This is a genomic window from Paenibacillus sp. EB106-05-06-XG162, from assembly GCF_058791655.1.
Genome location: NZ_JBYTDT010000007.1, coordinates 136,637 through 158,605, shown reverse-complemented (window position 1 = coordinate 158,605; position 21,969 = coordinate 136,637). Strand labels below are relative to the sequence as shown.

Below are 21,969 nucleotides of genomic sequence, written 5' to 3'. Positions count from 1 at the left end.
GAGACGGATCATTTCGCCGACCCATATTTAACATCATCCGGCCGATCAGGATTCACGTCATAACCCTCGCGTCTTGTCACTTCAGCTTCTCAAATGCCCGAATGCATTTACCATCCTTCGAAGTATCCAATACCGCGAACCTGATTTCCGAGAAGAACGATCCAAAGCCTTCGTTATCCAGTAAATCCTGCCACCAACCGGCTATCTTCAACGGATCGTTCCGGAACACGCCGCAGCCGTACGCCCCCAAAACGAGATGTTTATCTTTCTTGCACGCGAATATCGCCAAAGCCAGCCGCATACGGTCTTTCATCACACGTTCCGCTTTCTGACGGTCCTCCCCTTTAATCAAAACCTGTCCATAATTCACAGCGGGCAACGTCAAAACTGAAGCCGTAACAGGCTGTTTCATAAGGTTAAACCGCTCGTCGCGGAAAAAGACCACATCAGGAGAATAAATAGCATGGTTGGTATACATCATGGAACGGTAAGCACGATTAGCCGTATAATAGCCTTCGTTGCGCAGTTGCGTTCCGTATAATCCGCTAGATGCCGCTAAGCTTTCTTCCTGTGCCATCGCTCCGTTCAGAAATCCGCCTCCCGGATTTTTCGCACTAGCAAAGTTTAGCACGCCGATCCGATCTTTCCCTGCTTTCGCAAAATCCACGATCGCCTTCACGGTCGCCTCGTTGGAGACGGAGTATAAAGCAGCTTGTTCAGACTTGGGCAACACATGACAGTCTCGTACCATCGCGGCACCTTGTTCAGGAGTGATCAGATGGCTGCTCACCTCCGAATGTTTCTGCGCCGCGGCAAAATCTATTCGGTGTCCATCAAATTCATAGTAGCCTTGTTGCTGGATCCGCAAGGTCTCTTGTGCAATTTCCTTTCGATTCAATTCATTCCCCTTCTTTCAATAACTCGTCTCGCGCTTCGGTCAGCGCAAAACCCAGTAAATTTCTCCCCCGCCATTTCATTGGATTTTCCGCATCCGGGTTGGATTGTCCCATGCCGATACCCCAAATGCGATCCCGTGGACTAGCCTCTACCAAAATACGGTTTTTCGTCGATTTCAAATAATCCCCCAGCTGTGGATTCTGCGAGAATTTGGCCAAGCTGCCTCGCTTGACGATCTCATAGCAGCGGCTCTCCCAGACTTCCTTATCGAAGTTCTTCACCGCACGTCCGTATGCTTTCATCTCCTTGGGATGCTTGGCCTGCATAATGGCACCAAGCATGTCATCATCCCCGAATAACCGCGCCTTCTCCGCCATCATGTACTGTTCAGCACAGGAGTATGTCGTTCCCTCTACAATGAACGGGCTCATCCACCACTGGCTGAAGCAGCTCTTATCCACGCTTCCATCGCGCGGTGGCGTATGGCCCCAGAAGAACAAAAACTTGAACGATTTCCCTTTAAGATGAGCGTTGCGCAAATTTTGAATGTCGTACATCATCGGATTTCCTCCAGACTTTTTCGATACAAACGGGATGGACGGTGGCCCGCATTTTCGGTATAGTGGTCCGTTTCCATAACAAGATCGGCTACTTTACGTCGGAATGCAGCCTTTAGCAGCTCTTTATCCAATATCACCTCGTAAACCTGCTGCAGCTCCGTCAAGGTGAACAGCTTGGGCATCAAGTGAAGCGCAATATCAGTATAGTTAACCTTGCCACGCAAACGCTCGATCGAGTAGACAATAATTTTCGCATGATCGAAAGCCAATCCCTCATTGGATAGGATGGTGTAAGACGTCGCGGTTGAAGATTCCGTCACCGTCACTGTACGTTCGACTACCGCCGTCAACTCCTCATGTTCGGAACTCAGCTTGAGTTCGTACTGCAGCGACTTAACGTATCCGCCCTCAATCAACTCTTTATGCTCCCTCAAGAGCTTATAAGAAACCTTGAACCAAGCGGCGTTAGCTGCGTCATCCCCTGCCTTCAACTGCACTTGGTCACTATTAATCAGCGACATATAGCAGCAGCTCATAACCCATGTCCGGGGATCTCGCCCGACTTCACTGAACGTATACAGCTGCTCCAAATAAATGTTATCCACGCCGGTCTCCTCCCGCAGTTCCCTTGCTGCGGTCTGTTCCGTCGTCTCGGTTGGCCGGACAAATCCACCCGGCAGCGCCCATTTGCCCAAGAAGGGATGCCCTCCCCGACGTATGAGTAGAACCCTTAGCTCCTTCTCAGGGAGCTTGCGGTAATTGTTCTCGTCTGTTTGCGTAACGGTGAAGACGACGATGTCCGCCGCTATCGAAGGACACTCATAATCTCCTACCTGATACCGTTCCATAAATTCGCGTTCCGTTAATCCGTCGCGATCTAGTAAGTCCACGATTTTCCCCACCTGTTCGTTTCTTCGTATTTAATTGATAATAACACTTTGATACTAACAAAGATAACAGAAAATAACTTCAGAATCAAGTAAATTTTTCCTGCATATTCATAGATTACGTGACAAAGAAGCCATTTCACAAGAAACACAGGAACGTTAGCCCTAAATAATGATAATCAGGAGGTGCTTTTGAATGAAAGATAAATATGTAAAAGAGTTTTTCTTCTTCCCCGACATATGCATCATGTGCGGAATCTTCCTGATCAGTTTTGGCTTTCTAGTCCCACACTTGACTTCCATCGGCCCATGGATTGCTTTGGTTATAGGCATGGCCTCTTATGCCGCTGCCGAGTATTTCACACACCGCTTCCTTTTTCACATGAAAACTCCGAAAAACCCATTCTATTTAAGTTTAATTAAGCGCTTACACTATGATCATCATTCCAATCCGAATGACCTGCATTTATTGTTTCTGCCTTTGTGGTATTCTCTGCCGAACATCGCCATTGCGGGAACAATTGCCTACTTTATTTCTACCAGCCTCGTAATTACAAATGCGTTTATCGCTGGCGTGATCCTATTTCTATTGTTCTATGAGTGGAAGCATTATATCGCTCATCGTCCAATTACCCCCGTCTCCCCCTGGGGCCGCTGGATGAAGAAAATCCATTTATGGCATCATTATAAAAATGAAAATTACTGGTACGGCGTCACCAATCCGGTGCTTGATTTTGCATTAGGTACTTTTGAGGACCACAAGAAAGTTAAGCTTAGCGAAACGGCCCGTAACCTTGAGCAGCGCGATCCTAAAAAGCTGGATCTGTAATGGTTCTCTCCCGTATTAGGATGCAAGCTAACGTCGGCACTCTACTGGCGTCAGCTTGCTGCATTTATAGCTCCCCTTCAAGAAACTTGATGAGGCATAGTTCCCCGAGATCGTTCTCTTATTCATGTACACACCCATTTATTGATGTTACAATTTTTAAAGGTAGAAGATACCAAGCGTTATATACTGCAGCTCCGGGGTCAAAGCCTGCTCGAATTTGCTGGCGATGCACCAATTTAGTTACCCGCAATGAGCTCTAATGAAACGGGTGCTTTTAGGAACCGCACAGGGTGTCTTCGTGCTTTGGCTATCATCGATGTAACCCTTAGTTATCCCCTCACTGCACGAATTTCCGAGGACAAACGCCGCTAAATTTTAATAGAAAAATAATAGTTTTGGAGGCTGCAATGGACCAAGCGCTTATCGAACAATTGAACCAATGGCATGAAGAAGACGAACAGCAGCAAATTGTGGACTTGTTGTTAGCTATTCCCGAGAAGGAACGGGATTATGAGGCAGTCAGCCGACTAGCCAGAGCCTATAACAACTTGGGGCTTTATGAAGAAGCACTCAACCAATTTGAAAAAATATCCGAAGTAGGTCAACAAGATTCACTATGGCATTATCGGGTAGGTTTTGCTCTTTATCATTTAAAAAGATACGAGGATGCGGCACAGGCATTCCGTGCCTCAGACAAGCTAGAAGCCGGCGATCAGAATACCGAATTATGGTTAAAGTGGAGCTTGCAAAAAGTGGAGAAGCAGCAACGGCATGAGCGTCGGTTAGCGAACAAAAGGGCAGCGGCCGTGGAGTCTCGCGGATCGGGAGAGAAGGAAATTCCTTTTTCGAGCATGTCGCCTGTTGACTTTTGGGACGACAGCGAGTACGCGAGAAAGTCCTATCTATCCGAGCCACCCACGGATGAACTCATCGCCTCGATCGAGGAAGAGCTGGGTTATAAGCTCCCTTCCTCATATATTGCTCTGATGAAGCAGCAGAATGGCGGAATTCCGAAGAACACGAGCTTTCCAACAGAGGAGCCGACCTCCTGGGCTGAGGATCATATTGCCATTACGGGCATTCTGGGCATTGGCCGGGAGAAAAGCTATTCGCTCTGCGGGGATCTCGGCAGTCAATTTATGATTGAGGATTGGGGATATCCTGACATTGGTGTAGTGATCTGCGATTGTCCTTCAGCAGGTCATGACGTCGTGATGCTAGACTACCGGGCATGCGGTAGAGATGGTGAACCTGAAGTCATTCACGTCGATCAGGAGGACGATTATGAGATTACTTTTCTGGCTGACAATTTCGAAGCGTTTATCAACGGCTTAGTGAGCGAAGAAGAATTCGATACCTCCGAGGAGGATAAGGAAGCGGATCTTAACAAAGTAGCCCACGGGAAATTTTCTCCCTTGCTGGGAGAGCTTTGCGGTCAAGTGACGGAAGTGGAAAATATTGAACAGAAAATCCGCAGCATCTGTACACGGATTGTTGAAGAAAAAGGCCATTTTTCTTTTCATGCGGATGAATTATCGTATCTGATGTATGATGTGCAGTTTTGGCTATACACTAAGTCATACCCCGATACCAGTCGCGAACAGTATCTGGCTATCTATGAGAAAATGATTGCCTTCGGCGGAGAATTCGGTCAAAGTGGCTATGCCCCAGGATGGATTACCGAATGGCTGGACCGCCGCATACATGAAGGACGGATCGTACAGGAAAATGGACGCCTTCGGTTTACGGATTCGTTCGCAGCGGAAGTGATTAAGCAGCTGCGAGAAGCCTAAAAGTCCGTCCCGGATCATAAAAGCAACGACTAGAGCCCACGTTCGACGTGGGCTCTTCTTCTTTTTAACTCAGGTGATTTCAAAAGCGTTAACAGAGCGCCAACAGCTGCTCCAGTCCTTCTTTTAGCGGCGGTTGTGCTTTTCGGGCCGCTCCTTCCAGCTTCTTCACGCTTCCAAAGATTCGGCACATTACCATCTCACGCTGATAGATCTCTTTGTCTTTCAGCGCCTCGATAAGCGCCTCGGTAAGCTCAGGATGGTCGATGGTTAGGTTTTTTACCTGTGTTCCCTCGTCATTCCCTCCCAGCAAAATGGATACAATCACCGGCATATGCTCTGCCTTTACACCATGCGCCTCGATAAATGCCTGCGCATAGCCATCCTGCACCATTTGGTGCTCCGTATCCACCAGGCCCATATAACGACTTACCAATGGGAAATAATCCTCGCTGTACAAGCCGAGGCCCAGTACGGCATAAGTGCCCGGCATAACCGATTTTTCGCTCGGCTCCACATCGCTGTACCACGCGAACTCCTCCATTGCTGTATCCGCATATTCTGCAATTTTTGGGAACAACGCCGGGTAGTTGAGTGCATTGGCAAAAAACTGATGCAGCTTGGACTTTGCCAGTTTTTTAAACGGGAGAAGATGCTTTTGGCTGCTCTTCAGCTTTAGGTTGTATTCTTTGGGAAAACCCTGCCGCAAAAGATTTATGATATAATCGAGCGCCTCCCCGTAAGCCGACTCCTCTTCAGAGAGAATCCGGATGTCGATCGTCTGAGTTACGTCATTGTTGTGGGCTTCTATTCTCTCTCCCCGATAGGTACTCTCAAATTTTCCGCTGCCTATTTTCAAATAATCTGCTGCTCGCTTTGAACCCAATTGCACCGCAAGTTCAAGGTACTTCAGCCGAGTATCCGGCTCGGTGAAGCCAATCTGCAGGGCTGCATAGAGAAAGAAATCCATTTCCCCGGCATCTACGGAAGGATGAACTGGTTCCTCCTTCAACGCCCACTTGTTACCGGTAAAATGCTGCGGTAAAAAGTGATCCTTCACCCAATGGTTGAAGGCCGAAGTATAACGTCTGATCCAATCGTTTTTGCGCTCTTGGTTCTTATTTAGCTTGTCGGAGAGACGGCGAATCAATGGCTCGATCTGTTCCGCTTCCTGTTTCATCAGATCAGGATTGACCAAATGGTTGGCAAAAAAGAAGAAGTCTTTTTCTCCCGGTAGCACTGGTGGATCAGGCAAAACCTTTGTTTGAATAAATTGCTCCAGTGTCTGTTTCAGTTGACTCAACTTTGGCTCATTTATTAACTGTTGGTTAAGCGATAATTTCGACTGTTCCCATTCAAACTCCAATACAACTTCAAACTTATAATCAAAGAAACGCGCTCCCAGCTCCTCAGAGCGGAACAGTCGATCTACACGTTCGCACAAGGCAGGAAAGAATTCCTCAACTAGAAGTTCATTGGTCAACTCAGTTATATATGAACCCGCTTCAACTTTATAGGAGCTGTCAGACCAAGAGAATGGCTCGTGTACATCGATATGTATGCGTCCATCTGCCCAAGCAAACTTGCCCTTTCTCCATGCAACTCGAAGATAATCCATGATTCCGGCTTGCAGCCTGCTTCTATTTTTAAGCTCATTAATCCTCTTGCTTTCTTTTGCGTAAATTTCCGTGATTTCGTTCCATACCTCGTTCAGAAAGGCTTCTACTGCGTGATTCAACGGTTTCTCCTCCCATTCTCGTATTCTGCATTGCCCCGCTAATTAAAATGGCTCAGCTTTGTTGATACAACGCAGCCGTCACCTTGTCCACTGGACAAACAAACATATAAAAAATGCCTTCCCCAAACTTATCGAAATCCGCCCAGTCCACCTGACCGATAAACCGCATGCGTTTGGCACAGCAAGGGCATACCGGATAATCGGCATCCTGCACCCAACTCGGGTGCCCCCCGATCTGCGAATCCTGCTGGGACAAGGACCAAGTCGCGGCATAAAATGGGGAGTGAGGCTCGTCCGAAAGGGTTAGCCTTGGTACGTCCACGCCGCTGATATCCTCGGAATCAAAACTCGGCAAGTACTCAGGTTTCCGGTTAAACTGGCTCCAGACTGGCACGCCCTGATCATCCAGTTCCATGTGAATGGTGCCGAAGCATCCGCAGCGCTCACAGGTCTCCATTTGTAGGCGTTCCAGCGATAGGCCGAGATACGCCACGGAAGGATGGGAGGTGTCCACATCCATCAGGATGGTCAGCTTCCCCTCACACCACGGGCAAATGGAGGCGCTTGTTTGCAGGAACCGGGCAGCGGACGCTTCGGCTGAAGAATCACGATGCCCATCCGTTACCCTAATCGCATAACTCAAGCCGTGGATCAAATCACGTCTTTCCCCGTCCGGTGTGAGCTCCCATCCTCCCTCCATGGCATAAATTTCAGGCCCGACGAACAGCTGCCCCGCCCACTCCGGCGGATGTAATCGCCATTCCTGAAACCGGCTGACAACCACGGGGTCTCCAATCCAGCTCAAAATCAGCAGAAGATGATTGCGGTTATCTTCGTCCCATTCCACCTGCTGCATCAGGCGGTCCCGGATGTCGGGTGGGGCATCCTTGAATAATATGCCGGAATGGTACATGCCTTGTTCCATAAGCTCAGGCAGAGCTCCGGTGATATTGTCATTCCGGTAACACACTAGCGACAATAATATTTCGTCGGCTTCACTATTATCGCCTGCAGCCAAAAGCTCCAGCGCATACTTCAGCATTCGGCCCGCCTCTTCAGCCGTTAATGATACGTACATCTGCTCTTTGCCGAGCGGGTACGGTACATATTGAATCAGCGGATCATACTGCCTCGGTGCATGCATGATTTTGAGAATCTCCACTGGATCCGTCATGTCCTCATATAAATTCACCGTTTTGCGGTGCTGCTCAATATAGGCTTGCCGTTTCTGCCGTTCCTGCTCTTGATGGCAGGGCATGCAGTAGCCGCCTGTTTTGGCGACCGTGGTCGGCAGGATCGTCGCCCTGCAGCCTTCCGTTTTGCATGGAATACGTTCTGTCACGGCTGCTTCACCTCCGTTATGATGATGTTCTTTCATTTACAGATTCAATCAACCGATATACAGCTTCCGCTGTGAGAAAATCGCCGAATATCCGAGCCTGTACAGCTCAAAATACGGTGCGAGCGGGTCACCCTTAAGTCCGTAGCGATGCCACTGCAAATAATAGGAAATCCAATAATCGCAGGCGATTGAGTAATAGGCTTCATTTAGAATCTCAATAGGTTCATCATAATCCTTGTGCTCATGAACAACTTCAAACAGCGCCTCATAGACATCGGGATCGCAGGATTCCCGGACGCTGTCTATTTCTCCACGCGGCAGGAGTTGTATTCCTTCGATTCCAGCCAGGTATTCCGTCGCTTCCGCCGCACCATCCCATTCGGCGAACTCGTCCAGCAATTGCTTCAGCCCTTTAATATGCTGCTCGCCATACCCTTTCAACACATCTTCAGGCACCTCATCAGCTTTGCCGTTGAAATAGCCTGGCACCGTTTCACCGCCAAAATCCTCCGGGTCCAGCATCTCATAGATCCGGGCAATCCGCCGCAAATAAGCGGCTCCATCTTCAAGCGGCTCAAAAGTGGCTTCCACCCCTTTTCCGCTGGGCATATACATTTGAAAATATCCATACAACGCATCTTCTTCAATGACGACTTCATCGGAATCTACTTCCTCATCCATAAGATTGAGCAGATACCTTGCGTATGTCTGCTTATCCATATGTACCCTCTCCTTGTCGCAAATAAGTGGAGTTTTATGAAGAATTACATGATAAACCCTCCTCGTCTCTTTCGTTATCTACCTTCCGCTAGCTTAACTAAGCGTTCTGTAATACCCCCTTAGGCCAAGACGTTGGGTTCGACTGGTTTGCTAAGCCAGTGTTCATCGGTTTGGACATGGTTTTTCCGGACAAATTTGGCGACCGAACACTTAAAGTCCTCGTAAGAAAATTTGGTTGCCAGTCGGACCACATAGCCTTCTTGTTCTCCGCCGCATCGGGACTGCTTTGTGTAGCATTGTTTGGCGGCTTCCTCGCTCCATATCCCGCGGTACAAGACCGGAACTAGCGGAATTCCCCATTTATCCGCACATGCCGCAGTGTCATCCCAGGACAGACAGATATTGCGGTCGTTCCACACCGAGAAGAGCATGAAGTAACCAGGCAAGGACGAATAGAACAACGAGTGCTTCGCGTATACATTCTCCCCGCACAGCCGGTATCCTTCCGGAATCAGATACTTGATCCCTCCATGCAGTGTCTTCACATAATGCCGTGAAGAATGATCCTTGCTGTCGAGCGACCTGGCGTGAATAAAGTCGGGGTACATCGTCGTGTTTTCCCCGTCCATTTTCTCGGTAATGACAACCTCCTGCCCGATAAAATGCTCCGTATTCCGCAATATTTTATCATCGTCTGTATAGCTTCTCGACCAAGGCAGGTGCATCGTTTTCGGATATTTCATTTTCATAATATCACCTCTATTTGGCGAATGTGTCTGCTTCCGCGAAGAAATACAGCTCTGCCAGAAGCTGCTCGCCAAGCAAATGATAAATCTTGGACGCTCCGGCGTCTCCGCCATGTAATATCTCCATATGGAAGCTCACCATGTTCACCACATGTAAAATAAAATCGTCACCGTACCCCAGTTCTTTCAGAACGTGGCAGGCTATACCGGCAGATACATGCTCATGTCCGAAATACGAGTAATACCCCCGGTTCGGCTTCCAAACCTTACAGAACGGCTTGCCTGCGTCATGAAATAGCGCCGCGAGCTGCATCTCCAGCAGATGCTCCCCTCCGTAAAATACGTTAATATAATCCAAAACGGCATAGGTATGTTCAGACAACGTTTTAGAATGATAGGGGTTTTCCTGATCATAGTCCAGCATCACGTTAAAATAGGGAGACTCACGCAAATAGGCAAACAGCTCGTCGTGACCCGGTTTCCGCGCAAGAAGCAGCTCCAGTTCGGCTCGTGTAAGTCTGACGTCTGCAGGCGTATGGACGATATGCAAGCTATCAAAGCCTTCGGCACGCACAGGAAACTCAAAGTTTTTACAATACTTCTCCAGCACCTTGTCTTCAATACTGCGTTTTCTCGCAATCACCCGTTCCCTGGCCATCTCATAGGGCGTTATACAGACATGGCATTCAACCGAGACATCCCTAAATCGCTTTAAAAATTGAACTCGCCGGTCCCGGCCGACGTTCGTCGCGTCAAAAACGACGTTTCTCCCGGATGCCAACGCCTGTTCAATCTCGGCAAATGCTTCGTTAAAGACCCGATAGGTATCTTTCTGCCGGGTTTCACTTCCGAATAGCTTTTCCCGTATGGCATCCGTAGCCACTAAAACGGCCCTTTCCCGTTTACAGCATTCTTTTGCATAATGGCTTTTGCCGCTGCCCGGAATACCGACCAGCATGTGAATGGTACTCATCTTCATCACCTCCTTCCTAGGTCAAATAAAATAATCGGCGAATAATGGAATGAACACATTAAATCGCCGATTCAACAAGAATATGAAGCTTGCTTTCCGCTTTATTAACGTGTTTTTCTAAAATGTCATGTAAAGCCCTTTTACTAACGCAAGGCTCCTTTCTATTCATGATACACTGGAAAAGCCAGGAAGGCGACAGGTGCGAAGTACATGAATCATACTTAACTAGCCGACCCTTTACGCAGGATCGGCTAGTTTTTTTCCAAGTCTCAAATCAATCGCTAATCTGAAGGTAATATAATTATCACTAAAGAAATATAGAGATTTCTTTTAAATTGGTATATACTTACATTAAAATAAAAATTATGCATTTCAAAGGAAACTATGAATGAAGGCCACAAAAATTATGGAATCGCAGGAGAAAAACTTATTATATGAGCTAACTATTCTAAAAGGGGTGTTAATAATGAAAAAAATGATTAAAAAATTTATCGTCCTTGGATTAGCCGCTCTCATTATGATAACTGGTACAAGCGCATGCTCCAGTGGTACTATTTCTTCTTCCCTTTTTCCAGATGTAAGCCCTGAACACCAAGATAAAGTGAAAAAAGTAGAAGAGCGTTTAAATCAATCATGGACTACAGGAAGGGAAGTAATACTAAAAAGTGATGAGGCTACGGCATTTGCAAATATGGATGGGGATCAGGATTTAACAAAATGGACGTTTATAGATATTACTAAGCTTCAAGAAGAGTTACTATCTTCTTTCTCACAAGAAGAACAATCTTCCTTTTTAGATGCTTTTTATGGCAAGGAGAGAGGAGAGAATCTTGATGTAGGCGATTATGTATCAGCCTTACTTATAAACCCAGATAAGTCACGAGCTCTGGTGTATTGGGAAAAAGCTAATGGTTCTTACGTTGCACTTGAGATGAAAACTAAAAGCGATGACTCCAATGCTTGGTATGTAAATGGCGTTAAAATTGAGTCCTCTACATAGAATATTGACGTAATATCGAAGCCGTTGCCGACAATCAAAAAAACATCCCATTCCTCTTTAGGGAGAATGGGATGTTTTTTGATTTAGTCAAATGGATGTTTGCCAATTAGCTGCTCGTATGTTCATCATTTGTTTGATCACTTATTGGAACAGCCTTGCTAACCCCGAAAACGTAATAACTAATCACAACAATACTTAAGAAAACAATGCCGGAAATCAGGGAGATGCGTGTCTCATCGTTTATCCACATCCCGACCAGCACCATAAGCAAAAAGGCAATGGTGACATAGTTGGACACTGGGGCGAAAGGCATTTTGAACGGATGTTGATCCAATGCAGCCCCCTTGATTTTTCTGAATTTGATTTGACTGATCAGAATAACAAACCACGGTACCATACCGGGAAGTACGCTGGCGCTGTACACATGCACAAACAGATTTTCCGGTGCAATATAGCTTAAGATCACGCCAATGCCCAATCCCACGAGCACGCCAATCGTTCCCAGTAGGGGCACGCCGTTATGGGACAGTTTCGTAAATATTTTCGGTGCCTGTCCATTGACTCCTAATGTATACAGCATGCGTCCTGCGCTATAAATCCCGCTATTACAACCTGACATAGCAGAGGTGATGACGACAAAGTTGATGATCCCCGCCGCTGCTGTAATGCCGATTTTCGCAAAGGTTGCAACGAATGGGCTGCCGATGGCTTGCAATTGATTCCAAGGGTAGACTGTTACAATCACAAAAATCGCGCCAATATAGAAGATCAAAATCCGCCAAATAATACTTTGCGTCGCGCTCATTAACGTTTTTTGCGGGTTTTTCGCCTCCCCTGCTGTAATCCCGATCAGTTCGACACCTTGATAAGCCCCAATCACCAGCGAGAGAGCGAAGAAAAAGCCCGACCATCCACCGGTAAAAAAGCCCCCATGCTTCCACAGATTAGAAAATCCGATCGCATTCCCGCCGTTGCCAATCCCGAAGAAAATCAGACCAAACCCTGCAACAATCATCAATACGATGGTTACGATTTTAATCATTGCAAACCAAAACTCAAATTCACCAAATGATTTCACAGAGAATAGGTTGGCTGCACCGAGAATCACCATTGCGACGATACCTGGTATCCAAGCGGGCAGATCCGGAAACCAGTACTTCATATATGTCCCAACGGCAATGATCTCCGCCATCCCGACAATAACCCATTGGAACCAGTTGCTCCAAGCCGTCGTATACCCTGCCAAAGGATGAATGTACTTATGGCCAAAGGTCGCAAATGACCCCGTGCTCGGTTCTACGTACTGCATTTCCCCCATTGCGCGCATGATGAAAAATATAAAAATCCCTACAATGGCATACGCAAGCATTACCGATGGACCTGTCCATTTGATCGTGCTTGCTGAGCCCATAAATAACCCGACACCGATTGTGCCACCCAAAGCAATCATCTGAATATGACGCGCTTCGAGACCCCTCTTTAATTCATTGTCTTTCATTGCAGTTCCCCTTCCCTCTGCTACTCTCTTAGCTGTTATTTTGGACAAGCTGCAAAATCTTACAATGACGAAGTAGACGTTAGTTTTATTTTGTAAGCGCTATCTAAAGTCATTAATGACCTATCTTAATAAATTCGTCTAAGCTACGTTACTCCACTGATCAATTATATTGTAGTATCTTTTCCTTATGAAAACAATTTATGTTCACTTGGTAAATTGTGCACAATGGGAGAGGAACGAGGATTGCTCCGGCTCAGGGGGTGCAACTCCCCGATAAATCACGATCAGAGTGTTTTCCGCATAAATTCCTTAACATACTTTTCCTTAAATCCAAGACTGTCATACAGATTTCTGGCATCATTCCCGACGACACACCAAAGGTCGACGGTTGCGCTGCCACGCTGATAGATCTCGTTGCATAAATACATCACGAACTTTCTTCCGATCCCTTGCCCCTGAAAGTCTGTACGTACGGAAATACTGCTGATTTCATGACCACAAAGGTGGCTATAAGCAACGATTTCCCCATTTATTTCGTAGACAAAACGGTTTTCCGCATCCTCTATCCATGCTCTTCGTCCTTTTTCACTGGGCTCTGCAATCACAGAATCAGGAAAGCACCCAACACGGACTCGCATTTCATGAAAAGCTGTGGCATACATCGACTGCGTGGGAAGATAGTCTTCATCCGTATACAGCCTCACCGGAAGCTCCTCCAGGGGAAAGGGATCGCTGGTTCGCTGCATATAAGCCGATGAAAAGTATTTGTCATAACCGAGCTTGCGCGCAAACGCAAAAGATGATTGATGACCAGCACGAAAGGAACTCCTGACGATTTGGGATCCACCCGCTCGCAATTCGTTTTCAGCATACTCTACCATGGCAGAACCGATTCCTTGCTTACGAAACTGAGGAGAGACGAACACCGTTAAATAGGTCTGAGATGCAGGCTCGTTCACTTGGGCCAGTGCAACAAGCTTATCCTCAATAAACGCGGTAATAAACAGTTCCGGTTCTTCAGCAAGCACCCGAAGGATGTCTTCACTCGCGTCGACGTCATCGCTTAATAATTCTCTGGCGGCATTATAATCTTTTTCACTGAAACGTTCGTATCGGATCCCTGGTATGTTCATCAGCCTTTGATTCCTCCGTTTTTTATTGAGACATTGTATTTCCGATTTTCTTCACGCCAGTGATTATTTCATAGAATAATGGATATTTCAACCAAATGTACGCATAAAGATCCGCAAATTGCGTGCGAATCTCCTCCCTTATCCGTGATTTAGGCCTACTTATCCAACTGTTCCTTTTTAAAGGTTTTGCAAAGGCGCTCACTTCCCGGAACCATTCAGCCGAAGAAACGTTAGATACGAACGAGCGGACTACACCCCATTCGGAGGATAGGGAGGACATCAGCGATGCTTCATGTACAAATTGTAGAGCCTCATGCGGATAAACGTGCGGCAATCAAAAAGATGGTGCAAGGAATGGGGCATATCGTCGTCGGGGAGGCGTGTGACCGGGAAGAAGCATTACGATTGATGGAACAGGGCTGGCCCACGCTTCTCCTGACCGATCTTATGCTGCCCCGGCTTGAAGGACTCGCCTTGGTGAGACAGGTGTACGAACAGCGTATTCCCGTAGTAACGATCATCCTGAGCGACAGCACGCGCTTCGACTATGTTCGGCAGTCCATGCAAGCAGGCGCCATCGATTATTTGCAAAAGCCGGTGAAGGGCGAAGAGCTGCGACGGGCGCTGCGGCGGGCGGAAGAGCGAGTGGTATATTTCCACGGCGCGCATCGCGAGTTCGTGCAAGCGCAGCAGTTTTTCGAGAGGCTGGATCTTCTTCAGCCGGGCGAGTTCATCGAGAGGCACGCCGAGATGATCCGAAGCATGAAGAGCTTCGAGGGGGGCCAGCAGGGAGAGAAGCTGGGCCTGTTCCGCCTGCTTTATGCCAAATGGCATTATATTCTCAAGAAACGCGGGCTTGAATTCGACGAGCCTTTCTCATGGGAGGACGAAGATGAGGCTGTCGCTTATTTTCAGAGACTATGCGAATTCTGGATCGCCCAGTCTGCCTCGCCGGCCGATAGCAGCGTGAAGTTGAACGTAAAGCGGGCCTGCGACTATATCCGGGAGAACTACCGGAGTGATCATACGCTGGCTGAGGTCAGCGAGCGCTTCGGCATGAGCATCTCTTATTTCAGCGTGCAGTTCAAGAAATATACCGGCTATTCGTTCGTCAATTACTTGAACCGCGTCCGAATCGAGAAGGCCAAGGAGCTGCTGCTGCAGCCCAATCATAAGATTTACGAAGTAGCTGGCGAGGTGGGGTATGACACGCTGCAATATTTCAATAGAGTATTCAAGCAGCATGTACATATGACGCCGGGGGAATACCGGAGAAGCCTTGGAATTTGAGCTGGCTTTTAAAGATTTCGTTAAGAAGAAAATCGGCTCAGAAACAATAAGAACGGTTCATTACTTTTCCGGCCTTGCATATTATACTAGGACACGTCATTTAGACGACTAGAATCTAGCAAGGAGGAAAAGAAACGAGATGAAACGAAAGACACGCAGCATCGCAATATGTCTCAACCTTATTATCATGTTCTCTTTGGTCTCTCCTTTGGGACAAGCTCTAGCGGCGGACAGTCCCCAGGCGGCATTCGGACAAGTTCTGGATTCGCGCAAGATGGAGCTCAGTCCAGGTGCGAAGTACACCTGGCAGGAGATGAAGCTGCCGCAGGGCTTGGAGAAAATTCATTCTGTCGAATTTGATCCGAAGAATAAGATGCTCGACCTACAGCCGGGCAAAACAAACGGCAAAGTATACGGGATGCAGGGTGTCACCAAAATGGCCGACGACGCCGACGCCCCAGGGAACCGGGTCATTGCGGCCATTAACGGCGACTTTTACGATATGGCGACCGGCGTTCCGCTCGGGTTGTTCATGGGGGACGGTGAGATTCTGACCAGTCCGCCGGAGAAATGGAGTTGGCTTGCCTTCGGCCTGAAGAATGACGGTACGACCATTTACGGCTTGAGCCCGGATCTGAACCGTACGCTTACGATCAGGGGCAAGACGGTACCGATCTCTCACATCAATCGGATGCGAGATACGAATATCGAAGAACTCATACTATATACCTCTTCCTTCCATACCTCGACGATGACGAACGATCTCGGCGACGAAGTTGTGCTCGACGTGCTGGAAGGCGAAGTGAAGAGCGGCAAGAGCTTGAAGCTCAAAGTTGCCGGGATACATAAGGGTAAAGGAAATACACCTCTGAAGGCTGGTCAAGTCGTGTTGTCCGCATCGGGCAAATACCGGGCCGAACTGGCCGAACTGAACATCGGCGACGAGGTTACAGCCAGCTTCGAGCTGGAAGATGAATGGAAAGACGTCAAGATGGCGATGGGCGGCGTCTTCATGCTGGTGAAGGACGGCGTAGCCCAAACCCACGAAGACAAAGCCTTGTATCCGCGTGTCGGGATCGGCACCAAGGCCGACGGTTCGATCATCATGGTCGAAATCGACGGCCGCGCCCCGGGCTTTAGCGAAGGTGTGTCCTACGACGATCTGGGCAAGATCATGAAGGATATGGGCGCCGTGAATGCGCTGTGCTTAGACGGTGGTGGTTCCGCGACATTTGTCGCCAAGCTGCCCGGCGATACGAAGCGGCAAATCCTGAACCGGCCATCCGACGGTTCGGAGCGGAAGACGGCGAACGGGCTGCTGCTCGTGAACAAAGCACCAGAAGGCGCCGCATCCAAGCTAGTCGTGCAGCCGAACTTGGAACGCGTGCTGGTCGGCTCCTCCGTTACGTTCAGAGCGGCGGCCGTTGATGCGAACGGGCATCCCGCCTCGCTCGCCGGAACGCCGACATGGCGCCTTGGGTCGCCTGTCGGAACGATCGATAACGCAGGGACATTTACGGCCGGCAACCTTGCGGGAACAGCCGAAATTACGGCGACCGCAGGCGGATTGAACGGCACAGGGCAGGTGGAAGTCGTGGATGAATTAACCGAGCTGAAATTCACTGACGCCGTGAAAACCTTCACCTCAGGCGAGAAATTCACGTTATCCGTCAGTGCGCTCCGTAACGGGCAGCTCATTCAAGCGCAAAACGACAAGTTCAAATGGGATATTGAGGGGCCAATCGGAAGCATTGATAATAACGGTGTCTTTACCGCAACGAACGATACAGAACAGAGCGGCAAAATTATCGTGACATACAACAGCATTGTGACGTCGATGGACGTCAAGGTCGGGCTTCCACCGGTGGTGCTGGAGAATTTCGAGAACGGCACAGGCAAGTATCAGATCGAATCCGGCGCGCGATACAAGAGCGTGAAGCTTAGCGAAGAGACGGATGAGGATTTCGTCCGGTTAGGCAATAAATCGGCGAAACTAGAGTACGATTTCACCGAGACGATCGGGACGTCCGGTGCCTATATCGCTGCAAATGATCTGGAGAGCAATATTAAAATTCCAGGCTATCCGGAGAAAATCGGTCTCTGGGTATACGGCGACGGGAAGAAGCACTGGCTGCGCGGACAAATCCGCGACGGCAACGGGGCGGCCGTCGGTATTGATTACGTAAATGAATCGGTGGGCGTCGATTTTACGGGCTGGCGATACCTGGAGGCCGATGTGCCGAAAGGGCGACCGCTTCCACTGCGCATGGATCAGCCTGTACGCTACATGGAGACGAAGAATGACAATAAGACGGCAGGCGTCCTCTACATCGACCAGATCCGGGCGGTATACGGACCTACCAACGATGATATGGATCCGCCGATCCTGAAAGATTTCAAACCTGCGGAAGGCAGCACAATTACAACGAATACACCGAAAATTGAAGCCATCGGTGAAGACTTCGGGTATGATCCTGTGACCCATCCAGGAACGACGCTAATCGATCCGGACAAAATCCGCTTCTACGTCGACGGTGTCTTGGTGCAGCATGCGCTGTATCCACCGAAAGGACAAATTCACTATACGCCGAACGTGCCGCTAGCTGATGGAGTCCACTTGGCGAAGATCAAGATCCGAGACATGTCCGGCAACGTGACGGAGAAGGAATGGACCTTTACGGTCAATACAGGCTCGTCGAAGATCGTCTACGAAGCTCCGACAACCGTCTATGCCGGAAATACGTACACCGTGGATATTAAAGCGCTGAAGGCAGCGGATATTCAAGGCAGCACGATGGAATTCAACTTCGATCCGAAGAAGGTTGACGGATTGAACGTGTTGAAAGGCGGCAAGCTGACGGATAGCCAACTCGTCTCAAAGATCGATGCGGCTACGGGTAGCGTAAAGCTTAGCTTCAACACCATCCATAAGGCAGGATTGACGGACCAAGATCTGCTCGGCCAGATTCAATATCGGGTTAAACCTGATGCTGAGGAGACGGTTAAGTTCTCATTTAAATCAGGTGCCATTACGTTCATAGACAAAGGCGATACAAGCTTTGGCTTCTTCGGCTTGCCGGTGGAAGCGGCCGTGAAGCACCATCTGCAGCTAAGCTGGAATGAACATGGCATCGTGCAAGGCATGCCTACGACCTTCACCGTCGTCGATGAGAGTGACGCAGCAGTCGAAGGCGTAAAAATCACCGATGTGGCCGGTTCCGAGATCGGTACGACCGACGCGCAAGGGAAGCTCATCACGGAGACGCTTACCTCAGAGCTGAAGGTGTACCAACTCCAAGCAGTGAAGGGCGACGCCTACAGCCCGATCCTGAAATTCAAAGTCTCGCCGCTAGCAGGTAGCCCCGCACCGAGCAATGTCAGCGTGACGATGGGCGAGGACACGACGACCTCCAAAGCCTTCACCTGGCATACGAACCCGGCGACGGCCGATACCGTGGTTGAGGTGGTGAAGAAGTCGGAGTTCACGGACTTCAATGCACCGAATGTGCAACGATTTACTGGCAGCAGTTACTTGTTCACCACGACCGATACAGGAACCGTTCGGGTTCATAAATCCGTGGCAAACGGCCTAGAGCCGGGAACGCACTATATGTTCCGCGTAGGTGACGGACATGGCAGCTACAGCACGAACGGGTCGTTCCAGACAGCGGCTGCGACTGGCGAGAAGACCAAGTTCATCTTCCTCGCGGATTCGCAGGCTACGAAAGAAGCGGATTTCAAGCTGTGGGGCGATATTCTGAAAAAAGCTGTGACGGATCACCCGGACACGGAATTCGTCGTACAGGGCGGCGATTTGGTCGAGGACGGCTTCAAGGAAAACGAGTGGAACATGTGGTTTAATGCCGCGCAAGGCATCCTGATGCAGACGACCGTCGTGCCTGTGGTCGGCAATCATGAAGTGACGGGTACTCGTAAGACAGAGGATTACCTTGCTCACTTCAACCACCCGCAGAACGGGATCGACAGTCTCAAAGGAAGCAACTTCTCCTTTGATTACAAGAACGCTCATTTTGTAGTACTGAACAGTGAATATGATTTTGAACAGCAAAAGGAATGGATGCGCAAAGATCTGGCCGCAACTGATAAGAAGTGGAAGATCGTCGCGTTCCACCGCGGACCATTCGGCAGCATGTACGATTCCGAGCATATCCGCAACACGTGGACGCCGATTTTTGACGAGTTCCAAGTCGATCTTGTCATGAACGGCCACGATCACGTATATGTACGGACTTATCCGATGAAAGACAAAAAGCCGGTAGGCGATGGCGAAGGAACGACCTATATCGTCGGCGGCTCGTCCGGTCCGAAGTTCTACCAAGTATGGGCAAGGGATTGGCAGAAGGTGACCGACGGCGAGCAGGTGCAGATGTACGTCGCTGCCGAGATCGACGGGGACGAGATGAAATTCGTCGTGAAGACCATCAACGACCGCGTGGTCGATGAATTTAGACTGGTCAAAATTCCGGCGCAATCAGTCGTCATCGATCAACCGAATGTCAATCTGGCCGTGAATGAGAGCGTGAAATTGAACGCTACCGTACTGCCGGCCAATGCCAGCAACAAGGGCGTAACTTGGTCCGTATACAGCTCATCTGAGGACAATGTTGTTCAGCTAACCGCGGACGGCCTGGTAACGGCCCAGCATTTAGGAAGCGCCATCGTTCGAGCGACGAGTGTATGGAGCAATGTATACGCCGACAGCGTCATTACGGTAGATCGCATGCCAGAGATCCACGTGGATGAAGTGCATCTGGATCAGACGAGCGGGACATTGAAAGTCGGGCAAGAGCTGCAATTGAACGCTACCGTACTGCCGGAGAATGTGCCGAACAAGAGCGTCATCTGGTCCGTATACGGCGATGCGTCGAAGCAAGTGGCTGACGTCTCCGACATGGGTCTGATTAAAGCCATCTCGCAAGGGACGAGAACGATCCGCGCGATGAGCGCAGCGGATGCGACCAAATACGCAGACTTTCAGCTTACCGTGGAAGAAGCGGATACGCCGACCAATCCGCCGGTCAGCGAAGTCTGGCTGGATCGCGAGCGAGCGGTCATCAAGGTAGAAGATACGCTGCAATTGTCGGCCAAAATACTGCCGGAGAACGTTGTTAACAAAAACGTAATCTGGTCGGTAGAAGGTTCGGCAGGCATTGCGAATGTCACCGACAAAGGTCTAGTTACCGCATTGAACCCGGGAACGGTGTTCATCCGCGCCACGAGCCAAATGGATCCGACCAAGTACGCGCAGTTGGAGCTAATCGTCAAAGAACGGGACGACACCAACCCGCGTCCTGAGTCGCCGGGAACTACGACACCGGGCAATACAAACACGCAGCCTCCGGCTATGACGCCGGGCAAGGCGACGGTAACGTCAGGCCATATCTCCGTAGAAGCAAAGGTTGCTGCGGGAACCGCCAAAGTCGAGATTCGCGCGGAAGACCTAGAGCGCGCACAGAAGGATGCTAAGCCAGACACCGATGGCGCTAAAGTCGTCCGTATCGAAGTGAAGGGTGCATCAGCCGCGAACTTCGTGGAAGTGTCGCTGCCTAAGAAGTCGGTAACAAAGCCGACGCCGGACAACAAGATCGAGATCGTGACGTCGATCGGCATCGTCACCTTACCTTCGAATTTCCTGAAGGATACGAACGTATCGGATACCGACTTCGTGAGTCTCATCATTAGCAAGGTCGACCCGACTTCACTAAACACTAACGCCCGGAATGATATCGGCAGCCGTCCGATCATTAATCTAGAGATCATGGAAAAAGGAACGCGCCGCGTGTGGAATAATCCGGACACGGTCGTACGGGTTGCGATTCCGTATAAGCCGACGGCGAAGGAACTGAAGAACCCAGGCAGCATTGTCATCCAATACATCGATACGGCGGGCCGCGTGACTCCGGTGCCGAGCGGCATCTACGATCCAGCCACAGGAACGGTGCTCTTTGAAGTGAAGCACTTCAGCACCTATGCCGTAGCTGTTGTCGACAAGACCTTTGCAGATATTGCGAATTATGCGTGGGCTAGGCCGTCGATCGAGGCTTTAGCAGCGCGTGGCGTCATTCAGGGCATGGATGAGCGCACGTACGCCCCGATATCGAACATTACAAGAGCGGATTTCGTCGCAATGCTCGTTCGAACACTTGAGCTGAGCGCTAACGTAACCGGTAGCTTCAAAGACGTGAACAGCGACGATTACTACTACGAAGCACTGGGCACGGCCAAGGCATTGAACATCATCGAAGGAACCGGCGACGGGATCTTTCATCCGAAAGAAAAAATCTCCCGCCAGGATATGTTTGCGATCACGGCTAGAGCGTTGAATACGGCCAGAAACTTGAAAATGACCGCAAGCGCTGAGACGTTAACCGGTTTCGCGGATCATACGAAGGTCGCTGCTTATGCGGCGGACAGTCTGGCCGGAATGATTAAGGAAGGTCTGATTCAAGGCGACGGTCAGGCGCTGAACCCCGAAGGAAACGCCACGAGAGCGGAAGTCGCTGTATTCATGTACCGCATCTTGAACAAGATTTACAAGTAATAAA

Annotated in this window: 15 protein-coding genes; 5 read left to right on the top strand and 10 right to left on the bottom strand. The window is 49.3% G+C overall.

All coding sequences use genetic code 11. From position 1 onward, the window contains the following. Positions 1-76: 76 nt before the first annotated feature. From AC3WU2_RS16860 to AC3WU2_RS16850, 3 genes are read right to left on the bottom strand one after another with little or no spacing between them, the layout of a single operon-like run. Entirely contained in the window at positions 77-898 is an 822-nt protein-coding gene (locus tag AC3WU2_RS16860) for a TIGR02452 family protein (RefSeq protein ID WP_492456113.1), read from the bottom strand. A 1-nt stretch (position 899) separates the two neighbouring features. Then, positions 900-1,457, bottom strand: coding sequence for a riboflavin biosynthesis intermediates N-glycosidase (gene ybiA / locus AC3WU2_RS16855; protein ID WP_018754291.1), 558 nt, complete (start codon positions 1,455-1,457; stop codon positions 900-902). After that, a complete protein-coding gene (locus AC3WU2_RS16850) occupies positions 1,454-2,347 on the bottom strand; it encodes an NUDIX hydrolase (protein ID WP_492456110.1) in 894 nt (297 codons plus the stop codon). The genes ybiA and AC3WU2_RS16850 overlap by 4 nt, the downstream gene beginning before the upstream one ends. Before the next feature lie 193 nt (positions 2,348-2,540). Between AC3WU2_RS16850 and AC3WU2_RS16845 the strand changes: the two genes are divergently transcribed. Both AC3WU2_RS16845 and AC3WU2_RS16840 read left to right on the top strand, forming a co-directional pair. After that, positions 2,541-3,173 (top strand): sterol desaturase family protein, encoded by a 633-nt coding sequence (locus AC3WU2_RS16845; RefSeq protein ID WP_492456108.1) that lies wholly within the window; start codon positions 2,541-2,543, stop codon positions 3,171-3,173. A gap of 407 nt (positions 3,174-3,580) precedes the next feature. Continuing rightward, positions 3,581-4,966: an SMI1/KNR4 family protein gene (locus AC3WU2_RS16840; RefSeq protein WP_492456106.1), complete on the top strand. Its 1,386-nt coding sequence runs from the start codon at positions 3,581-3,583 to the stop codon at positions 4,964-4,966. Positions 4,967-5,054: 88 nt separating this feature from the next. Here AC3WU2_RS16840 and AC3WU2_RS16835 read toward each other — a convergent pair whose 3' ends face one another. The 5 genes from AC3WU2_RS16835 to AC3WU2_RS16815 form a co-directional block, all read right to left on the bottom strand. Then, on the bottom strand, positions 5,055-6,701 hold the full coding sequence (locus AC3WU2_RS16835) for a DUF6138 family protein (protein ID WP_492456104.1): 1,647 nt from the start codon (positions 6,699-6,701) through the stop codon (positions 5,055-5,057). Positions 6,702-6,753: 52 nt separating this feature from the next. Beyond that, on the bottom strand, positions 6,754-7,959 hold the full coding sequence (locus AC3WU2_RS16830) for a DUF1963 domain-containing protein (protein WP_492456102.1): 1,206 nt from the start codon (positions 7,957-7,959) through the stop codon (positions 6,754-6,756). 132 nt (positions 7,960-8,091) lie between these two features. Then, positions 8,092-8,763, bottom strand: coding sequence for a hypothetical protein (locus tag AC3WU2_RS16825; protein WP_492456100.1), 672 nt, complete (start codon positions 8,761-8,763; stop codon positions 8,092-8,094). A 119-nt stretch (positions 8,764-8,882) separates the two neighbouring features. Continuing rightward, the gene (locus AC3WU2_RS16820; RefSeq protein WP_492456098.1) at positions 8,883-9,512 is read right to left on the bottom strand and encodes an RNA ligase family protein; all 630 of its coding nucleotides are present in this window, start codon (positions 9,510-9,512) and stop codon (positions 8,883-8,885) included. A gap of 10 nt (positions 9,513-9,522) precedes the next feature. Then, positions 9,523-10,482: an AAA family ATPase gene (locus AC3WU2_RS16815; RefSeq protein WP_018754285.1), complete on the bottom strand. Its 960-nt coding sequence runs from the start codon at positions 10,480-10,482 to the stop codon at positions 9,523-9,525. Positions 10,483-10,948: 466 nt separating this feature from the next. Between AC3WU2_RS16815 and AC3WU2_RS16810 the strand changes: the two genes are divergently transcribed. Continuing rightward, positions 10,949-11,482 carry a hypothetical protein gene (locus tag AC3WU2_RS16810; protein WP_492456096.1) on the top strand — a complete coding sequence of 178 codons (534 nt, stop codon included), beginning with the start codon at positions 10,949-10,951 and terminating at the stop codon, positions 11,480-11,482. 106 nt (positions 11,483-11,588) lie between these two features. Here the strand turns inward: AC3WU2_RS16810 and AC3WU2_RS16805 are convergent, their stop codons facing one another. Continuing rightward, the gene (locus tag AC3WU2_RS16805; RefSeq protein WP_492456092.1) at positions 11,589-12,980 is read right to left on the bottom strand and encodes an amino acid permease; all 1,392 of its coding nucleotides are present in this window, start codon (positions 12,978-12,980) and stop codon (positions 11,589-11,591) included. Between the two features lie 284 nt (positions 12,981-13,264). Further along, positions 13,265-14,113 carry a GNAT family N-acetyltransferase gene (locus AC3WU2_RS16800; RefSeq protein ID WP_492456090.1) on the bottom strand — a complete coding sequence of 283 codons (849 nt, stop codon included), beginning with the start codon at positions 14,111-14,113 and terminating at the stop codon, positions 13,265-13,267. A gap of 285 nt (positions 14,114-14,398) precedes the next feature. Here AC3WU2_RS16800 and AC3WU2_RS16795 point away from each other — a divergent pair, with 285 nt between their 5' ends. Both AC3WU2_RS16795 and AC3WU2_RS16790 read left to right on the top strand, forming a co-directional pair. Next, entirely contained in the window at positions 14,399-15,403 is a 1,005-nt protein-coding gene (locus tag AC3WU2_RS16795) for a helix-turn-helix domain-containing protein (protein WP_492456088.1), read from the top strand. 139 nt (positions 15,404-15,542) lie between these two features. After that, entirely contained in the window at positions 15,543-21,965 is a 6,423-nt protein-coding gene (locus AC3WU2_RS16790) for a phosphodiester glycosidase family protein (RefSeq protein WP_492456086.1), read from the top strand. The last annotated feature ends 4 nt before the right edge of the window (positions 21,966-21,969 follow it).